Source organism: Mesobacillus sp. LC4 (genome assembly GCF_053543455.1).
Window position 1 is genome coordinate 357890 of the sequence record NZ_JBGCUB010000002.1, and the last position, 19710, is coordinate 377599.

14 protein-coding genes and 1 pseudogene are annotated in these 19710 nt (G+C 35.2%); 13 read left to right on the top strand and 2 right to left on the bottom strand.

Features of this window, described 5'->3' with window-relative positions; translation table 11 throughout:
* The first annotated feature begins 111 nt into the window (after positions 1-111).
* From AB5I83_RS08365 to AB5I83_RS08415, 11 genes are all read left to right on the top strand, one after another.
* Positions 112-1398, top strand: coding sequence for an O-antigen polymerase (locus AB5I83_RS08365; protein ID WP_448974434.1), 1287 nt, complete (start codon positions 112-114; stop codon positions 1396-1398).
* Between the two features lie 411 nt (positions 1399-1809).
* Positions 1810-3168: a sugar isomerase gene (locus AB5I83_RS08370; RefSeq protein ID WP_448974436.1), complete on the top strand. Its 1359-nt coding sequence runs from the start codon at positions 1810-1812 to the stop codon at positions 3166-3168.
* Between the two features lie 52 nt (positions 3169-3220).
* Complete coding sequence (locus AB5I83_RS08375; protein WP_448974437.1) at positions 3221-3862, top strand: CatB-related O-acetyltransferase; 642 nt, start codon at positions 3221-3223, stop codon at positions 3860-3862.
* 194 nt (positions 3863-4056) lie between these two features.
* Positions 4057-4935: a glucose-1-phosphate thymidylyltransferase RfbA gene (rfbA, locus tag AB5I83_RS08380; RefSeq protein WP_448974439.1), complete on the top strand. Its 879-nt coding sequence runs from the start codon at positions 4057-4059 to the stop codon at positions 4933-4935.
* Positions 4936-4955: 20 nt separating this feature from the next.
* Positions 4956-5516, top strand: coding sequence for a dTDP-4-dehydrorhamnose 3,5-epimerase (gene rfbC / locus AB5I83_RS08385; protein WP_448974441.1), 561 nt, complete (start codon positions 4956-4958; stop codon positions 5514-5516).
* A 4-nt stretch (positions 5517-5520) separates the two neighbouring features.
* A complete protein-coding gene (gene rfbD, locus AB5I83_RS08390) occupies positions 5521-6375 on the top strand; it encodes a dTDP-4-dehydrorhamnose reductase (protein WP_448974443.1) in 855 nt (284 codons plus the stop codon).
* Positions 6376-7398, top strand: a complete 1023-nt coding sequence (gene rfbB, locus AB5I83_RS08395) for a dTDP-glucose 4,6-dehydratase (protein ID WP_448974445.1) — start codon at positions 6376-6378, stop codon at positions 7396-7398.
* Positions 7399-7479: 81 nt separating this feature from the next.
* Positions 7480-8646: a nucleotide sugar dehydrogenase gene (locus tag AB5I83_RS08400; RefSeq protein WP_448974447.1), complete on the top strand. Its 1167-nt coding sequence runs from the start codon at positions 7480-7482 to the stop codon at positions 8644-8646.
* Positions 8647-8904: 258 nt separating this feature from the next.
* Positions 8905-9615, top strand: coding sequence for a GDSL-type esterase/lipase family protein (locus tag AB5I83_RS08405; protein ID WP_448974449.1), 711 nt, complete (start codon positions 8905-8907; stop codon positions 9613-9615).
* Between the two features lie 410 nt (positions 9616-10025).
* A complete protein-coding gene (locus tag AB5I83_RS08410) occupies positions 10026-10232 on the top strand; it encodes a hypothetical protein (RefSeq protein ID WP_448974451.1) in 207 nt (68 codons plus the stop codon).
* A 348-nt stretch (positions 10233-10580) separates the two neighbouring features.
* Positions 10581-11162, top strand: a complete 582-nt coding sequence (locus AB5I83_RS08415; protein WP_448974453.1) for a hypothetical protein — start codon at positions 10581-10583, stop codon at positions 11160-11162.
* A gap of 739 nt (positions 11163-11901) precedes the next feature.
* Here the strand turns inward: AB5I83_RS08415 and AB5I83_RS08420 are convergent.
* Together AB5I83_RS08420 and AB5I83_RS08425 are read right to left on the bottom strand one after the other, a co-directional pair.
* Positions 11902-12582: a retron system putative HNH endonuclease gene (locus AB5I83_RS08420; RefSeq protein WP_448974455.1), complete on the bottom strand. Its 681-nt coding sequence runs from the start codon at positions 12580-12582 to the stop codon at positions 11902-11904.
* On the bottom strand, positions 12575-13909 hold the full coding sequence (locus tag AB5I83_RS08425; protein ID WP_448974457.1) for an AAA family ATPase: 1335 nt from the start codon (positions 13907-13909) through the stop codon (positions 12575-12577). The genes AB5I83_RS08420 and AB5I83_RS08425 overlap by 8 nt, the downstream gene beginning before the upstream one ends.
* 512 nt (positions 13910-14421) lie before the next feature.
* Here AB5I83_RS08425 and AB5I83_RS08430 point away from each other — a divergent pair.
* Both AB5I83_RS08430 and AB5I83_RS08435 read left to right on the top strand, forming a co-directional pair.
* Positions 14422-15458, top strand: a pseudogene (locus tag AB5I83_RS08430) (ATP-binding protein).
* A gap of 316 nt (positions 15459-15774) precedes the next feature.
* Entirely contained in the window at positions 15775-19533 is a 3759-nt protein-coding gene (locus AB5I83_RS08435; protein WP_448974459.1) for a carbohydrate binding domain-containing protein, read from the top strand.
* Positions 19534-19710 lie beyond the last annotated feature (177 nt).

The following is a 19710-nucleotide window of genomic DNA, read 5'->3' on the forward strand; positions in this document are numbered from 1 at the left end:
ATATTCTAATATATGACTAGGACGTAAATGTCCGAATTATACAGAAAATGTCTAAGAACATATTAAAAATAACTATTATGGATTTAGAACACAAGAAAGGTAAATTATTATATGGAAAGCGCAGTATTTTATTCTGTAATTCTTTTAGGAAGTATCTTGTTAAGTTTAATAATCAATAGATCAAAAAGTAATGATACATCACTCGGATTAATGTTACTAACTGTATACTTTGTTATTAGTATATTTTCTATAATTATAGTAAAAAACAATCTTATGTATTTACCCGAAATAACATTCTTTCCGTTCATAATATTATTGCTTTCATATTCAATAACTTTCTTGCCATTTTTTAATAGTAAAAATAATCTTAAAGTAAATAATGTTGAAATTACTTATTATAAAGTATATAACTATCTAATATTTTTATATATAGGATTTTCAATTATTTCGATTTTTATATACTTGCCTCATGTAGCAGAGTTAATTACTGAAAATAATTGGGCATTACAACGAAATATGTATTATGACGATCTAGCAGATAGGCCTTATAATAACTTTTTAGAACGAGTTGCATTAAACTATACAAGTTATTTTAGAACTTTTGCTATGCTAATATTTTTTATTTTTCTTAAATATGATTACAATCCAAAGTTAAGATCATTACTATTAATCACCATTGTAGCTGAGATTTCATTGACAGCGATGCAGAATGTCTCTAGAGGGATGATTTTTGACTTTTTTATTCTTTTTATTGCGATGTATATATTCTTTCGTAAATCACTTTCCCAAAAGAATAAACGTCAGATAAGAGTATTTTTTCTTACACTTGGTAGTATTTTTTTATTGTATTCTATTGTAGTTACAATAAGTAGATTTTCTGAATCTACTAGTTTTGACGTTAATTCTATGCGTTCGTTAATTGAATACTTTGGTCAATCACCGCTTGTTTTTAATTATGGTGTATTTCCTATTTCAATGCATACCTATGGCATTTATTCATTTGGAAGGATATTTGAGTTATTTGGTGCAGATATTTCATACCCACAAGCTTCTATTGGTGGAAGCTGGGGGAGTGGTTTTTATACCTATGTTGGTTTAGTTTTTATAGATTTTGGTATTATGGGAGTAATAATTCATGCATTATTTATAAATTTTGTTCTAACTTACCTTTTTAGAAGAAATAAATTTAAGGTAAGTCATTTATTTTTAATATTTACTATATATCAATACTTACTTAAAGGTGCTTTTGTTATTGGTAGAAACTATATAATTTCTCTTGTAGTCTATATTTGTATCTTTATTTTCCTCTATTTATTAGAAAGGGTTAAACTTGATAATGGTATAAAGCCTTATATAGATTTATCTAAAAAGCGTAATAGCAAAATAAAAATTAAATGATGAAAAAAAATTTAAGTAAGGCAGCTTCTAAAAGTTAAGGTATAATTTAAATTCTTCTAAATTCAGCTTTTGGAAAAGTTATAGGAAGCTAGATTGAAGAGGATACTTAGGAGACCTAGACATTTTTCATCGTCAATATGTTGAGTGTAAACATTGGATGAATGCACTTAGTTCAACTTAGTGATTTCTACAAATTGAATTTAAATATTTCTGAGTTTTAATTTAAGATTGAAGAAGTGAATATGAACAAGTGTGAGAGGGCGGGTACTTATTAACAGGAAGAGAAAATTATATTTCAATATAATAACCACATTAGGGGGACGATTAGTTGCAATACTGAGTGGCTTTATCTTACCCGGTTTATATTTAAGTCATTATGGTTCTACTACGTATGGTTTAGTAGTATCCATAATGGCATTTTTAAGTTTTGTAGCATTATTAGATTTTGGGATAGGTGCAGTAGTACAATCCTCTCTTTATAAACCATTAGCAGAAAAAGATACTAAGCAAGTTAGTGAAATCTATAGAAGTGCTTCTAAATTTTTCACAAAAATAGCTATTGTATTTATTGCATATTTATCCATCTTAATTTTGGTTTATCCTAAACTGATTTCGGACCATTCGTTTTGGTTTATAGCATCACTTATTTTTATAATAGCTTTTAGTACAATTGCTCAATATTTTTTTGGTATAGTAAACAAACTACTGCTAATAGCAGATCAAAAAAGTTATATTACGCAAATAGTTGATTTGCTAGTAATTATATTAAATGTAGTTTTTATTGCTATATTTATCCTCAAGGGATTCTCAATTCATTTTGTTCTAATGATTTCAACTTTAGTTAATATTTTAAGACCGTTGTTATTAATGCTGTATGTTAATTCAAATTATACAATAAATAAAAAAATAACATATAGTGAAGAGCCAATTAAACAAAAGTGGAATGGAATAGCTCAACATTTAGCATACTTTGTTGTAAATAATACAGATGTTATGGTTTTAACTGTTTTTTCAAAAACATCATTAATTAGTGTCTCAATATATTCCATATATTATATGATAACAAATGGTTTAAAAGTACTTTTCGAATCTGTTGTTTCAGGAGGTTTTGCCTCGTATTTTGGAAATATGCTTGCAAATAGGGAAACTAATGTTACTATGCAATTTTTACGGTTTGAATGGTTAATTCATACTATAGTAACATTAATCTTCTCTTGCTGTGGCTTGTTAATAGTAAAATTTGTTATGATTTATACTGATGGGGTTAACGATGCGAACTATTTTCAACCTATTTTTGGCTATTTAATCACTTTAGCCATGGCCTCGTTTTGTTTAAGACTACCTTATAACGCGTTAGTTAGGGCTGCTGGACATTATAAGGAAACACAAACAAGTGCATTTATTGAAATGTTAATTAATATTGGAGTATCAATCATCTTAGTACTAAAATATGATATTGTTGGTGTGGCTATTGGAACTTTATTAGCGATGACATATCGTACACTTTATTTCGCTAATTATCTAAAAAATATAATAAAGGGTTATTCATTTAAGTTTTTTATTAAACATATATGTATAGATTTATTATCTGTAATATTAATTGTATTAATCTCTCGATTTGTCCCTGATTTTGAACTCAGTTTTATTGGCTGGACATTAAACGCAATTATTATATTTGTTATTGCACTAACTATTATAATAATTATCAATATTATATTTTATACAGAAAACATGCTATATATTTATAAAAAGTTTAGATTACGTATATAGTTTTTTCTATATTAAATAGAGAACGTTATTTTATGTTAGAAGGAGTCCGAATATGATTAATACGATAGTTAACAAAATAACACATGGGGTAAACTTGTGGATTTCTAAGAGGAATTGGAGAAAGAACAATAAACATAACTTCACTATTGTTGCCAATTTATTTCCACTAGAAAAAGTATCAGTCGGTAAAAAAACATATGGTAGATTAAATATTAAGACATACGGCAACATTCATGAACAACTTATTATCGGGTCATACTGTTCCATTGCAGAGGATGTGAAATTTCTTTTAGGAGGAGAGCACCCATATAATGGATTATCTACTTACCCTTTCAAAAGATATATTTGTGGACAAAAAGAGGAGACAATAACTAAAGGTACAATTTATATAGAAGATGATGTATGGATTGGAGAAAATTCTTTGATATTATCTGGGGTTACTATTGGGCAAGGTGCTGTAATTGCTGCAGGATCTATTGTAGCTAAAGATATTCCACCATATGCAATATTTGCTGGTGGTGAGATAAAAAAATATAGATTCTCTCAGGAAGTGATTGAGCAGCTTTTAGAGGTTGACTTTTCTAAGTTGGATGACGAAATGATTAAGAATCAGATTGACTATCTTTATAGTAAATTAGATTCTAATACATTACGTGATGATTTATCAAAACTGTTTAAGCAATCAGGAGTGTAATAAGTGTATAGTTAAGAATATTCTTTTATTTAACAAATTGATCCATCCTTAACATTTTTCTATAAACGTATCATTATTGTAATTTATTTCGGTTAGTGGAAGTTGTGTTTATTGTCTATGCACAATAAATTCATTTTTAGCTTTATCAACATAAGATCATTTATAAAATAAATTTTGAGAGGGGATTTAGTTCTATGAAAGGAATTGTGTTAGCAGGTGGAAGTGGTACTCGTCTATATCCATTAACAATGGTAACGAGCAAACAACTTCTTCCAATCTATGATAAACCCATGATATATTACCCACTATCAACATTAATGCTTGCAGGAATAAAAGACATATTAATTATTTCAACACCAGAAGATACCCCGCGTTTTGAATCCTTACTAGGAGATGGATCACAATTCGGTATAAATCTTGAGTATAAAATACAGCCGAGCCCAGATGGATTAGCTCAGGCTTTTTTAATTGGTGAGGAATTTATTGGTGGAGATTCAGTTGCCATGGTATTAGGAGATAATATCTATTACGGTAGTGGTATGAGAAAAATACTTAAAAGGGCAGCTGCCAAAGAAAGTGGAGCTACAGTATTTGGTTATCATGTACAGGACCCAAAACGATTCGGTGTAGTAGAGTTCGATGAAAATGGCAAGGTAATTAGTGTAGAAGAAAAACCAGAAGTTCCAAAATCTAATTATGCAATAACTGGACTATATTTTTATGATAGTCGCGTTGTTGAAGTTGCGAAAAATGTAAAACCATCTACACGTGGAGAACTAGAGATTACTTCTATAAATGAAGCATATTTAAAGCTGGGTGAGCTAGAAGTAGAATTGTTAGGACGTGGGTTTACATGGCTGGATACTGGAACACATCAAAGTTTAGTAGAAGCAACAAATTTTGTGAAGACAGTAGAGGAACATCAAGGAATAAAGATTGCTGCACCTGAAGAGATCGCCTATATTAATGGTTGGATTACTCAAGAACAATTATGGGATTGTGGTGAAAAACTTAGCAAAACAGGATATGGACAATATTTAATGAAGGTAGCTAATGGACAAATTCAATATTAATTGAAAGAAGTGAGGTAGAAATGAAGTTTACTAAAACAAATTTAGATGGTGTAATAATTGTTGAACCAACTGTGTTTGGTGATCATCGTGGCTGGTTTATGGAAACATATAATGAAAAAAGTTTTTTGGAATGTGGAATTGATATAAAATTTATACAAGATAACCAATCATTTTCAGCTACAAAAGGTACTTTAAGAGGATTGCATTATCAATTAAATCCTAAATCACAGACAAAGTTAATACGATGTACAAGAGGGGCAATTTATGATGTAGCTGTTGATATTCGCAAAGGAAGTCCTAGTTTTGGAAAATGGTTTGGAATTGAATTGGATGCTGAAAATAAAAAGCAATTATTAGTTCCAAAAGGTTATGCACATGGGTTCATCACGTTAGCGGAAAATACAGAAGTTCAATATAAAGTGGACGAGCTTTATGCTCCAGAGCTTGATCGGGGGATAATTTGGAATGATCCTCAGATTGAAATTGATTGGCCGATGGATATTAAGCCTATATTATCTGAAAAAGATCAATTGGCACCTCTATTAAAGAGTGCTGAGAACAACTTCAGGTATGGAGAGTAATGCTATGAGGATATTAGTTACAGGCTCTACGGGTCAACTCGGTTATGATGTAGTTAAAGAGGGATTTAAACGTGGATTAAACATGGTAGGTGTAGGTTCAAATGAATTAGACATTACAAATAAAGCGGAAGTTCTTGATTATGTAAATAAATTGAAACCAGATGCAATTATTCACTGTGCTGCATATACAGCTGTTGATAAAGCTGAAGATGATAGAAGTATATGTTGGAATGTGAATGTTGAAGGGACATATAACTTAGCAAAGGTTGCTAATGATATTAATGCAAAGTTTATGTATATTAGCACAGACTATGTATTTAGTGGAAAAGGAGCAACGCCATTTAACGAAACTGATGAACCCAATCCAATCGGATACTATGGAGAAACGAAATATCATGGTGAGCAGAAAGTTCAATCATTATTAGATAAATGGTTTATTATTCGTATTTCTTGGGTTTTTGGAACAAATGGTAATAATTTTGTTAAGACAATGCTAAGGTTGGCAGAATCCCGAAATGAATTGAATGTAGTTGGTGACCAAGTTGGTTCTCCTACTTATACATTTGATTTAGCACGCCTTTTAATAGATATGGTTCAAAGTGATAAATATGGAATTTACCATGTAACTAATGAAGGTTATTGTAGTTGGGCTGAATTTGCTAAGGAAATTTTTAGACAAGCTGGTCATGGAGTAAAGGTACACTCTATTTCTTCAGAAGAATACCCAACAAAGGCAATTCGTCCTCAGAATTCTCGATTGTCAAAACAAAAACTGGTCGACAATGGTTTTCGTCCATTACCCAAATGGCAAGATGCACTTGAACATTATTTAAATGAAATTAAAAAAGAGGTGAAATAAGTGTCAAGAAAGAAAATTCTCGTAACAGGTGGAGCCGGTTTTATTGGAGGGAATTTTGTTCAATTTATGGTGGATAAATACCCTCAATATGACATTTATAATTTGGATTTATTAACTTATGCAGGGGACTTGACAAAGCACAAGCATTTAGAAAAGAAAGACAATTATATCTTTGTAAAAGCGGACATAGCTGACCGTGAAACTATATCGGCACTTTTTGAAAAAGAAAAATTTGACTACGTTGTTCACTTTGCTGCTGAAAGCCATGTAGATCGTTCAATTACTGACCCAGGAATTTTTGTTCAAACGAATGTACTTGGAACACAAGTTTTGTTAGATGCATCAAAAGCAGTAGGAGTAACGAAATTTGTACATGTATCGACGGATGAAGTATATGGTGAATTGGATTTTGATCCAACAACATTTTTTACAGAAGAAACACCTTTACAGCCCAATAGCCCTTATAGTGCTAGCAAGGCGTCATCTGATTTATTAGTTCGGGCATATCATGAAACATTTGGGTTGGCTGTGAATATTACTCGTTGTTCTAATAATTATGGACCATATCATTTTCCAGAAAAATTGATTCCATTAACAATTTCTCGGGTCTTAAATGATCAAAATGTGCCTGTCTATGGTGATGGGAAAAACATTCGTGATTGGTTACACGTATATGACCATTGCGCTGCGATTGATATAGTTATGCATGAAGGTGTTAATGGGGAAGTTTATAATGTTGGTGGTCACAATGAACGAACAAACTTAGAGGTTGTTAAGACGATTATCAAAACACTAGGGAAATCAGAGACGTTGATAGAGTTTGTCAAGGACCGCTTAGGACATGATAAACGTTATGCAATTGACCCCACTAAGTTAGAAAATCTAGGCTGGATTCCTACTTATACATTTGAAAGCGGAATTGCACAAACTATTCAATGGTATATTGACAACAAAGAATGGTGGGAGCAAATAATTAGTGGTGATTACCAGAAGTATTTTGAGAATCAATATAGTATTAATTAAACAGAGTATTTTAAATGAATAAATTTGGAAAGAGTTAATTTAAGTAATAGCAATTGAAAATTTGGAAGAGGTAATGTGCAGATGAAAATTACAATCGCAGGAACAGGTTATGTGGGTTTATCAAATGCTATATTATTAGCTCAACACAACGAAGTAATTGCATTAGATATCATCCAGGAAAAAGTAGAAATGATAAATCATAAAAGGTCTCCAATAATAGATAATGAGATAGAAGAATTTCTAGCATCAAAAGAATTGAACCTGACCGCAACAACAGACAACTATAAAGCATTTAAGGATGCGGAATACGTAATAATCTCTACGCCTACCAATTATGATCCGGAAAAAAATTACTTTAATACACGAACAGTAGAAGCTGTTATTGCGAACGTTTTATCTATTAACCCAGATGCAGTGATGGTTATTAAATCTACAGTACCAGTAGGTTATACAGAAGCAGTCCGTGAAAAATTTGAGACAGAAAATATTATCTTTTCTCCAGAGTTTTTAAGAGAAGGTAAAGCTTTATATGATAACTTATATCCATCGAGAATTGTTGTAGGTGAACAGTCTGAAAGAGCTAAAGTTTTTGCTGATTTGTTAGTAGAGGGTGCCCTTAAAGAAAAGATTGATGTCTTATTTACTAATTCAACAGAAGCTGAAGCAATTAAACTATTTGCAAATACTTATCTAGCAATGAGAGTTGCTTTCTTCAATGAGCTAGACTCTTATGCAGAGATCAGAGGTTTGAATACTAAACAAATAATTGATGGTGTTGGTTTAGATACTCGTATAGGTAACCATTACAATAATCCTTCATTTGGTTATGGAGGATACTGTCTGCCTAAAGATACTAAGCAATTATTGGCTAACTATGAGGATGTACCGAATAATATCATGGGAGCAATAGTAGATGCAAATAGAACAAGGAAAGATCATATTGCAGACATGATAATAAATAGAAATCCTAAGGTTGTTGGAGTCTATAGACTTACGATGAAGATGGATTCAGACAATTTTAGACAGTCGGCAATACAAGGTGTTATGAAACGAATTAAAGCTAAGGGAATCGAAGTAGTTGTGTATGAGCCAGCACTTCATGAGGAGACATTCTATAATTCTAGGATTATAAATAATTTTGAAGAGTTTAAGAAAGTTTCCGATGTAATAGTAGCGAATCGATTATCAGAAGATTTACGTGAAGTAGAAGATAAGGTTTATACAAGGGATTTGTTTAGTAGAGATTAAAAGATTAACCCGCTGGGCCTTTGGCTTGGCGGGCTTTTTTTATTTACCTTGTACTCACACTGTTTTTAATACAAAAAATATCTGTTTAGTATTATTATCCTACTGTTGTATTCTAACCTATAAAAACAATATCATCTTTTTAAAATTTTCACACAACCCAGCATCTGTAAAGATAGTTTTAGTCTATGATGTCAACTTTTGTTTAATGTTACTAAATTATTTATATTACAAATAATTTTTATGAAAGGGTTTTTTTGAGTGGGATTTTATATTTCTTTATTTCTAAATGTTATAACCATAACTATCTTAGTTTTTTTAACAAATCATTATAGCTTGGTTGATAAGATCTTAAATAGAGTTGAGAATGTTATTTCGAATGATAGTGAACCTTTATATTTACTAAATCATCAATATTTGGTTCAACTTAGTAAGTATGATGTATATGAAACTAAGCAGTCAGATGTTGTAATGCTGGGTGACTCAATAACTTATAGTGTTAATTGGGAAGAGTTAATGGGAAGAAAGGGAATAGTTAATAGAGGAATAGGAGGTGATATAACGCTAGGTTTTGTTGAAAGATTAGACTATGTTTATAAACTTAATCCCAATAAGGTTTTTATAATGGGAGGAATAAATGACATTGAAAAGGGATTAGATGTACAGACTATTTTTAAAAATTATAAACATATTATTGATGAATTAGATTCAAGAAAAATTGTACCTATAATACAATCCACTCTATTTGTTTCTCCAAAAGAGAAAGATTATAAGGATAAAAACAAAAAAGTTAGGGAATTAAATCAGCTTTTAAAGGACTATGCAATACAAAAAAACATAATTTTTGTAGATTTAAATATTCCATTAGCTCCAAATGGTGTACTTTTATATAATTATACATATGATGGGATTCATTTAAATGGGTATGGCTATAAAATTTGGAGAGATGAGATTAAAAATATTATAAACTAAAAAATTAGTATTTGGAGAGATGAATATTAGCCTCTCAGTTTTCAGCAGTATTTTTAGGCACCGTGGGCACGGATCATATAGTGGGCAGGACTAATTTTAATTTAGCAGTTACAACTTACAGTAAGATTAGCAACTATCACTACAAAGTAACACTCCTACTACGGTAAAGGATAACATAAGGTATCCAAATAATATTTAAACCGACTTTATAACCAATTAGACTTTAATACGTAATAAATAATATAACTACTAAGTATGACGCTGAATACAGTGATTTAGCCCTCTGAGCTATATAAGTTCGGAGGGTTTATTTTTTTTGACTCTATACAGAACATACGTTCTTGTGTGAAATATTAATATTGAAATAACAAATAATTATAAAAAGCTTCAATACAGTTGGGAGGATACAAATGATAAGAGAAGCTAAGGTTATGCGAGTTGAATGTCCTGCTTGTGGTTACAGGCTGCTGGATAAAGGGAATGAAGCTGCTGGTACCGTACAAACGAAGTGTGCTAGATGTAAGCGGGTTTGGGAAGTTGAACTCGCAACAGGTGAATTTAAAAAAGTTAGTGGAAAACCAATAACGAGACTAAAAGGAGTTAGCGATTCGCCATGAGTTGCAATTTAATTCTACCTTAAGGTCCGGGAAATCAGTAAAACTGATGTACCTGGGCCTTTTTAATTTTTACCAAAAGTTCATACCACGATAATACCGAGCGAGGAATCGTATGCATTACCCATGCCGGATGATCTGATGTTTTGAGAAGAAATGATCATCTAGCAAGTGAATGCACATTGAATCAAAAATAATCGGTACCGAGCAATGGAGTCGTGGTGTGAACTACCTATAAGCCGGACATAGTACGCCCTGCAAATTAATGCAGTTTGGGCGTTCTGTGTCCGGCTTATTTTTTTGTCTCTTTTTCCCCTACGGCTCCCTGCCGTGCCACGGGAGGAAAAGAGAATGAGCGAGTTTTTTATCAAAATCGGCAAAGAGCAGGTCGCAGTAAGCGAAGAGATTTACAAAGAGTATTACCGAATGGATCGGCGTCAAAGGTACCTGGAACAGGATATAAAGGTTGGACGGATTGCTGTTGACCATGAAGCAGAAACGGTTGATTTTATCCCAAGCAAAGAAGATTCAATCAATCGTTTGATTGAACTAGGATCTGATTTTGAAGATGACCAAATGATAGAAGATATTCTCTGTGATAAAGCAACAATGTTGATTTTACAAGAAGCGATGGATGACTTGAATGAAAAGGAACAAGAGCTCATTAAGGCTCTCGGAGAGACACAGGGACGCGGGGACGGTTCTCGTGTCTCTTCGGGAGTCGGGCGAGACGTGGGGACGGTTCTTGCGTCTCATTCGGGAGTCGAAAGAGGGACACGGGGACGGTTCTCTTGTTGCGCGAAAAAAGGCACGATGAGCGGTGTTAACTGCTCATCGTGCCTTTTGATTTTATGTTCTTCCTCCAAACGCAAAATTTTTGATTGCCGGAGAAGAATTAAGTCAGCGGTTTTGGCCTATGGGGTTTCAATCTGATTACGGCCATTCAAATGTACCATCCGAGCCATCTTTTTTACCACACGATAACAGGGGATTTACCACCGAATGCCAAGGCCTTTACCAATACAAATTTCATTAGAATTCCCCTGCCTATTTGACCAGTTGCAGGGGAATTCTATTAATCTTAGAAGCTTTATTTTAAGGAAGATAACTTTTGTCTTAGTATTTTGTTTTCCTTCTCTTACTGTACAATTCTATCCTTAATCTCTTTGTTCTCCTGAATTAGTGCCTACTTATCTTTGTTTCATCACATATTCCAATTTTATATTAGCTGCCTTTCCAAAGTAATTCGAGGAATTCCAATTATGTAAACTCTATTTTCATGCTTCGCTTTTATTTTCCCCTCTATAGCCCATTTCTTTACTTCATGGAACTGACATGACATTCTATTCCGCAAGATTGTAAGATTGCGGTGGCTTCCCGAATCGTTAATAGCTCCGTCATCCTACACCTCTCAATGAGACATGGGCACGGTTCTTGCGTCTCAAAAATCGAAAGTTTATTACAGATTTTGATACAGAAGAACCGCCCCTGCGTCTCACCAGAAAGGATAGAAACTCAGCAGTTCCCCTCCCTCATAACATATTTTGACTCTCAAATATTAAAAACAAGAACTATTAATATACTCTTCACAAAAATAAAAATAGTAATAGATTAGAGTTATTAACATCTCATTTTGACCCTTAAAGGTATATAGGAAATGTTTCCATGGATTCTATTTAAGATATGTCTTAATTATTTTTTGTATCAACATCGAATACTCGGCTATTTCACCATTTTCAGGATCACTAATTACCATTTTTTTTAACTCTCGTTTATAAAATTCATCGTCAACCGGACTTTCTGTTTTTTGAATCTGCAAAATGTATCCCATAGCTCTATTTTTAACTCTTTTTCTAGCCCTTACTAATTTTTGCCGATTTAATTTGACGTGATTAATTGTTGTAATGCCCCTTGCTGAATCTGCTAATGGATTAACCTCACAAGTAGATAAATCAAAATCTAAATGTTGTCCTGGATCATCAATACAGGGATCTAATATTGGAGCCTCATCATTCCACTGATCTAATTTTTTGTGATTACAAATTTGGCAACCCCAATGTAGGTTATCCCAATTAAAACTATAATGATGGAATTTTTCTAAGCCCTTAGGTTTTAAGTGTTCAATATGTTCATAGCTTGCTACGCCAATTATTGTTTCACAATAACAACACTTTTCACCATACATCCTTTCTAATGTTTCCTTAACATCCTCTTGCTTATAGCGTTCTTTATAAGTTGAGGTTACTTTAGAATAACTACCCTTTAGTTTAATTTGATTCAAGAGATCTTCAGTCCATTGCTCAGCATTATCTTGAAGACTTTTTGGTATTTTTTTTCGTTGTACTTTAATCATCGACTCGTTCCTTTGCCAATTTTCCTATTGCATCTATTCTTGCTAAAGTTACTGCAGGATCTCCTTCTGGTAAAAGAGTCAATAACTTTTTGGCTTTCTCCTTAAGTGAATTTATTTGATCGGAATCTAATTTTCCTAAAGCCTTTAGACTATATAATTCTTCTAGTTCGTCTATTTCTTTCTGAACTTCAGGGCTCCTAGAATAGGTGTCCATAATATCTGTTAGAGTATCTTCTACTTGCCAGCCGTATGGATTAGATTCTTTTGAGCTTTCAATATGATTATTTTCTTCATGTAAGTTAATAATTTCTATGTCACTACATGAGGAAATTATGATTGGAGCATGTGTTGTTGCAATAAATTGGACCTTGGGAAATGTTCTTTTTAAATCTTCCACGATCTTCCATTGCCACCTAGGATGCAGGTGAAGATCTAATTCATCAATTACAATTACCCCTGGAGTCTCTTTAATGGCATCTTCCCTTAACTGCGGATTTAGTATTGCCATACGATAAGCAATATCCGCAACCATTCCAATTATACTCCTATAGCCTGAACTCATCATTCTTAACGGTATTCTTTGTTCTCCAAATTCAACCATTACTTCCTCTTCTTCGAAATCATACTCTATGCTTACTTCTTCATTTTCTTCAACTAAACCTCTCATAAACTCTTCAACTGCATTTAAAACTGCATCTAATTCACCGATTTTTTTTCTCTTCTGTAGTTGAATTGTTGTCATTCTTCTTAGCCAGTTTACAAATAATTTAATATTAGACTCAGATTCAAGGCAATCAGTATATCCAATAAACCTTGACATATCTTCTCGTTTAAATGGATCCACCCATTTATTTTTCTTTTGTGAAAATAGTCTCCCTGCGCTTTGATACGATATAACGGGCAAAATAATAGAATGATCTTTATTTTTCACAATCGCCTGTTGCATTTCTTTTGCTGTTTGTATTATATCTTTTGCTTGAGATCTCGTCGTTTTACCTTTAATGGAGTCCTTAGTTCTTTTCCATATAATACATTTATCAGCTAAAGTTCCTTCACATTTAATTACTACTGGGATTTGAGGTTCTTTTGTTATGGTCGCATCCCCTGGTTTGTCCCACTCTTTTCTGATTTCATCATAAATAATATTTCTAGTTTGTACTCCATCTAAACCAGCTAAATAACCTCCCAATCCAACTGTTAGTGCTTCTAAAATACTAGTTTTACCAGTTCCGTTATTCCCAATAATTAAAGTGAACTGATCATTAAAATTGAGTTTTTTTTCTTTAAAAAGCTTAAAGTTTTCTATATGGAGAGTAGAAATTCTCATTAATATAGCCTCCTCTCTAGATTTTATTACTGTATATTCATTACCTTCTATTATAACCAAAATGTGTAATTTAAAGAATAAATAAATGATTTAAAGTAACTTCCTATTTAGCCTTACTACAGATCAGACCCGAGATACAGGGAGACACAGTGACGGGTTCTCGCGTCTCATTCGGGGGTGGAATAGTTTGGTTATGGTCTGGGGTTTCATGCTGACTTATTGGTATTTATACTGATTATTAATAGTCTATTGAATATATTTTATAGTCCTGGATTATAATAAGTGCTTATTTTTAATGTTTGGTTTATGATAGATTTGATGGTTGTTATCCACTTTGTCATTCTCCTCTTGTGAGTTGTTCTTCTGCTTTTCATCCTTCTTTTTCTATGAGACTTTCTCCAAATATAAACTACTTCTTTCGTCTCTCTTTATGATTTCTACGATTTCTCTTCTTTAATTTTGCTTTTACCCTATAAATTATCAAAAATATTAAACCGTCTGGAGGTATGTCTATGTCTGTAAAGGTTGCAAGTATCGGTTTGAAAGGTCTTGAGGGTTATCGTGTTGATGTAGAGGTACAGGTGAAGGAAGGGTTCGAGTCAATTGTGATTGTCGGGCTGCCTGATGCTTCGGTGAAGGAGTCGAAGGAGAGGGTGACGGCGGCGTTGCACACTCTCGGTTTTCCACTGGTTGATAAGAAAGTAATCATCAACCTGTCGCCAGCTGAGCAGAAGAAGAATGGGCCTTTGTTTGATCTTGCGATTGCGATTGGCATTCTTAAGAGTGGTGGTTTTATACAGGATCCAATTCCGATGGATGCTGGTTTTTTCGGTGCTTTATCTCTGGATGGGACGGTTCATCCTGTAGAGGGAATGATTGCTGCTATTTTGGCAGCCAGGAAGCTGATGTTAAAGCGTCTAATCCTGCCTTTTGATCCAACGATACCGAGAATTGAAATCGATGACTTGGAACTTGTCTATGTTGAAAGCCTTCAGGATGTGATGAATATTTTAGCGGGACAGCAGTTGTTGCCCTTGCTGCCGGAAATGGAAATGATTGAGGAATCCATGGTGTCCACAAGGGATTTCAATCAGATCATTGGGCATGATTTTGCCAAGCGAGCGCTTGAGATTGCAGCGAGCGGCGGCCATTATGTACTGATGGATGGGCCGCCAGGATGCGGAAAGAGTCTTTTGGCTGAGACATTCCCGACTATTTTGCCTTCCCTTTCGAAAGAGTCACTGCTTGAAAAAACAAGCCTCTATCAGCTGGTTGGTGCTCCCTACTCCTCACTGACTTTTCCTCCATATCGCCATCCCCATCCCCATCATTCTGCATCGGCCGTCTCAATTAACGGAGGTGGCACCAACCCCAAACCAGGTGAAGTTTCCCTGGTCCACCGCGGCGTCCTTTTCAAGATGAATTGGACGAGTTCTCGAAAAAGACACTTGATATGCTCCGCCAGCCTTTTGAGAATGAAAAAGTGACCATCAGCCTCATTCACTCTACTTTAACTTATCCCTTTCTATTCAAAACCATTTCTATTTGAGACGTCAGAAGCGTCCCTGCGTCTCTTCCGTTTCTTCCCCAAAACAATGAAACCGTTTACAAAAATCAGAACCTAAAGAAACATATCGAAAAAGGATAAAATTAAGTGTGGTACTGATAAATAATCCCATAATAAGAAAATAAATGCGCCGACATCCTTTAGATTAATTAAAACGACTTCAACTAATTCACTTGATTAGTAGATATTGTTTTAGAACTTCTTTATTTTCTTGCTTGGGTAAAGGAGGAAATCAGCATAGGGCCAAAAGGCACCGTACTAGACTAGCAAAAGGGTTAAAAACGAAGGAGGAAAAAGTTTGAATAAGACATTTACTATTCTATTAACGCTTTTATTAGCATTTCAAAGTTTAGGACTTGCAATTACCCCTACGATCAAACCGGAAGCAGCGACAAATTCAACAAATGATTCAGATTGGACACTTTTTTGGTCGGATGAGTTTGATAGTACCGAAATTGATAAATCGAAGTGGTCATATGATATCGGAAACTGGATTGTCGATGGAGATGGAAATGGAGTAGCTCGAGGGTGGGGAAATAACGAACTAGAGTATTATACCGACTCCCCTGAAAATTCCTATATTCAAGATGGGAATCTAGTAATTGAAGCCAAGAAAGAAGAAACCACGGATGAGTTTGGCTCATATGACTATACTTCTGCCAAGCTCAAAACAAAAGGTTTGTTCAGCAAAAGGTACGGGAAGTTCGAAGCCAGAATGAAGCTTCCAAGTGGCCAAGGATACTGGCCAGCATTTTGGATGTTACCTGAGAATGATGTTTATGGCGGCTGGGCAGCTTCAGGTGAAATTGACATCATGGAAGCAGCAGGAAAAAATGCAAAAGAAGTTGGCGGGGCCCTTCACTTTGGTCAAGTAGCTCCTAACAATGTTCATACAGCAGAAGCATACCACTTCCCTGAGGGAGAATCTAATACAGATTTCCATACATATTCAATAGAATGGGAGCCTGGCGAGATTCGCTGGTATGTTGACGGAAATCTCTATCAAACTTCGAATAACTGGTATAGCAAAGATAAAAACAATACCGAAAAGTACTCTTTCCCTGCCCCATTTGATCAAGAATTCTATCTTGTTTTGAATCTTGCAGTTGGCGGCTGGTATGGCGGCGATCCAGATGCGACAACTACTTTTCCTGGTAAAATGGAAGTAGATTATGTACGTGTTTACGAATTGACAGGAAGAGACTATAAAACACCGGTTGAACCATCTGTTGAGAAAGTAGAATTGCCAGCAGATGCAAAGATGCCGCAAGCAGATGGCAATCTTATTTATGACAATGATTATATTAAGGGTTTTACAGATATTTCAGCTGAAACACAAATTATGGATCCCCTATACTGGAACTTTCTGCACCTGCCAAGCTTTGGTGGTGACGGAGGGATAACAACTGACACCATTAATGGAGAGGCATTTGCCAAGGTAGAGGTTAAAAATCCAGGAAATGCACTATGGTCGTTGCAAAAGATTCAATTACTTTCAATTGCAAGTGGCGGCAAGTATAAAGTTAGCTTTGATGCCAAGTCCACTAGTAATCGGAATATGATGGTCAAAGTATCAGGTGGTGCTGACCGTGGCTGGGCAAAGTATTCCAATGAAGAAATCATTGAATTAACAAGTGAAGTCCAATCATATGAATTCTCCTTTGATATGATTCAGGACACGGACTTGGCGGCAAGGTTAGAGTTCAATATGGGAGCCAACGGGAACAATCCAATTTGGATTGGGAATGTTAGAGTGGAAGATATTACAGGAGTCCAACAGGATTATTCTGCTAAGGAACCTCTGTTAAATGGCAACCATGTTTATAATGGTACGTTCGACCAAGGAACAATGGACCGCATGACTTTTTGGAATTTTAATCAAAATGACGGTTCAGCCACAGGGAATGTTAGTGAAGCAACCAGGGAATTCAAGGCCGCCATTGCTGATGGAGGAAGCAGCTCAACTGCTATCCAGTTAACGCAAAAGGGTATGAATTTACTCGAAGGTAAAGATTACGAATTGACCTTCAATGCAAGAGCAGATCAACCAAGAGATATTCAAGTAGATTTCTTAAGCAAGGATGGAACAGTTGTTTACTCAACAAATACTGTCAACTTATCTGAAGAAATGAACAAGAAAACGATTGAGTTCACAATGCCTGGTGAAGTGACGGACACCCAGGGCCAGTTAGTATTCAACTTGGGTGGAAATAGTTCAGATGTTTATATTGATGATGTTATGCTGCTGAATCTATCAGGGAATCTGGTGATACCATCGTTAGTCAATGGTGATTTTAGCAATGGACTAGAACCGTGGTCACAATACATTCACTATGATGCGCAGGCACAAATAACAGAAGCAAACGGTGAAGCGAAAGCAGCGATTACAAATCCTGGTGGAGAAGAGTGGGGTGTTCTTCTTGAGCAAAAAGGCTTGAAATTTGGCCAGGGACAAAAATATACTGTCTCTTTTGATGCAAGATCAACAACGGACCGACCAATCGTTGTCTCCTTGGAAAATGCCGAGTACAAAAGGTATCTCTCCGAAGTTACTGAATTAACGAATGAAATGAAAAGCTTTACCTATGACGTTGATATGACAGCGAATGACACACTAAGCTTGAAGTTCCAAATGGGCAAGTACGGTTTGGATGCACATGATATTTTTATTGATAATGTAAAGATTATCACAGCAGGTGCATCACAACCAGAAGAACCTACAACTCCAGAACCTACACCAGAGCTAGACAACGGTACTTTTGAGGCAGGAATGGCTGGATGGGTCTCATGGTGGGGAGACCAGTGGAGCGGAGTTGCTGAAGGAACAGCTGATGTAGAAAACGGAGAATTAAAGGTCGATATTACGATGGTAGGCGGTGCTTCGTACTCACCACAAATTTTTCAGAAGGGAATTACTTTTGAAAAAGGAAAAACCTATAACGTAACTTTTGATGCACGAGCAAACGATGCCCGTAAAGTCAACGTGAACATCGGAAAAGAACTGACAGAAGATCCTTGGTTCATTCCATATGCGCCAACACAAACTTTTGATTTAACAAACGAAATGCAAACCTTTACCTATTCATTTGAAATGACCGAAGATACCTTCAACGATGGAAAAATGGTCTTTGAGCTCGGAAACATTCAAGACGGAAATGCTGCAACAACTGTTTTTCTGGATAATGTATCGATTACAGTGGATGGTCCCGGAAGTGTTATTGACCAGGAGGCACCCGTGATTTCTGGGGCTGAGGACCAAACGGTAAAATTAGGGGATGCTTTCGATCCTCTATATGGTGTTAAAGCAACAGACAACGCTGATGGGGATGTAACTAGTTCAATTATCGTTAACGGCACAGTAAATACATCCGTGGCAGGAAGCTATACGCTGACCTATATCAGTACAGATTCATCAGGCAACACAGCCAAGGTTGAGCGAAAAATCACTGTCATAAAATCAGGCTGGTTGAAAGAGAATGGATACTGGTTCTACTATGATCCTGGTACGGGGATCATAAAAACAGGCTGGCTGCAGGATGGTTCGAAATGGTACTATCTCGATGGCAATGGAGTTATGAAGACAGGGTGGATTTTATCAGGAGGCAAGTGGTACTTGCTTGAAGAAAGTGGAGCAATGAAGACTGGCTGGGTCAAGTCTGGAACAAAGTGGTACTACCTCGAGAGCAGTGGAGCCATGAAAACTGGCTGGCTGAAAGACGGAGGGAAATGGTACTACCTTGAAAGCAGCGGAGCGATGAAAACAGGCTGGCTGAAATCAGGAGGCAAGTGGTACTACCTTGAGGGCAGTGGTGTCATGAAGACCGGCTGGCTCAAGTCAGAAGGCAAGTGGTACTACCTTGAGAATAGTGGAGCCATGAAAACCGGCTGGGTCAAGTCTGGAACAAAGTGGTATTACCTCGAGAGCAGTGGAGCCATGAAAACAGGCTGGATCAAAAGCGGCAGCAAATGGTACTACCTCTACAGCAGCGGGGCCATGGCCTATAACACAACCATAGGCGGATACAAACTAGGAGCAGATGGAGCGTGGATTCAGTAGATTTGTAGGTGCCTTTTCGACAGGTGCCTTCAGAAACGTGGACTTTAAATTTTATATGGCTTTAATAAAGAAATTATCAATCCATCTCATGATAGGAGAGGTAATAAATATTAATGTAAGAAATACTCCAACACCCCATATAAAAGCTGTTTTGTGAGAAAAGGCACGATGAGCGGT

Excerpts from the sequence above, each read along its gene's own strand:
- AB5I83_RS08365 (WP_448974434.1), top strand. The coding sequence starts at position 112 with ATGGAAAGCGCAGTATTTTATTCTGTAATTCTTTTAGGAAGTATCTTG.
- AB5I83_RS08370 (WP_448974436.1), top strand. The coding sequence starts at position 1,810 with ATGGCATTTTTAAGTTTTGTAGCATTATTAGATTTTGGGATAGGTGCA.
- AB5I83_RS08375 (WP_448974437.1), top strand. The coding sequence starts at position 3,221 with ATGATTAATACGATAGTTAACAAAATAACACATGGGGTAAACTTGTGG.
- rfbA (WP_448974439.1), top strand. The coding sequence starts at position 4,057 with ATGAAAGGAATTGTGTTAGCAGGTGGAAGTGGTACTCGTCTATATCCA.
- rfbC (WP_448974441.1), top strand. The coding sequence starts at position 4,956 with ATGAAGTTTACTAAAACAAATTTAGATGGTGTAATAATTGTTGAACCA.
- rfbD (WP_448974443.1), top strand. The coding sequence starts at position 5,521 with ATGAGGATATTAGTTACAGGCTCTACGGGTCAACTCGGTTATGATGTA.
- AB5I83_RS08400 (WP_448974447.1), top strand. The coding sequence starts at position 7,480 with ATGAAAATTACAATCGCAGGAACAGGTTATGTGGGTTTATCAAATGCT.
- AB5I83_RS08410 (WP_448974451.1), top strand. The coding sequence starts at position 10,026 with ATGATAAGAGAAGCTAAGGTTATGCGAGTTGAATGTCCTGCTTGTGGT.
- AB5I83_RS08415 (WP_448974453.1), top strand. The coding sequence starts at position 10,581 with ATGAGCGAGTTTTTTATCAAAATCGGCAAAGAGCAGGTCGCAGTAAGC.
- AB5I83_RS08420 (WP_448974455.1), bottom strand. The coding sequence starts at position 12,582 with ATGATTAAAGTACAACGAAAAAAAATACCAAAAAGTCTTCAAGATAAT.
- AB5I83_RS08425 (WP_448974457.1), bottom strand. The coding sequence starts at position 13,909 with ATGAGAATTTCTACTCTCCATATAGAAAACTTTAAGCTTTTTAAAGAA.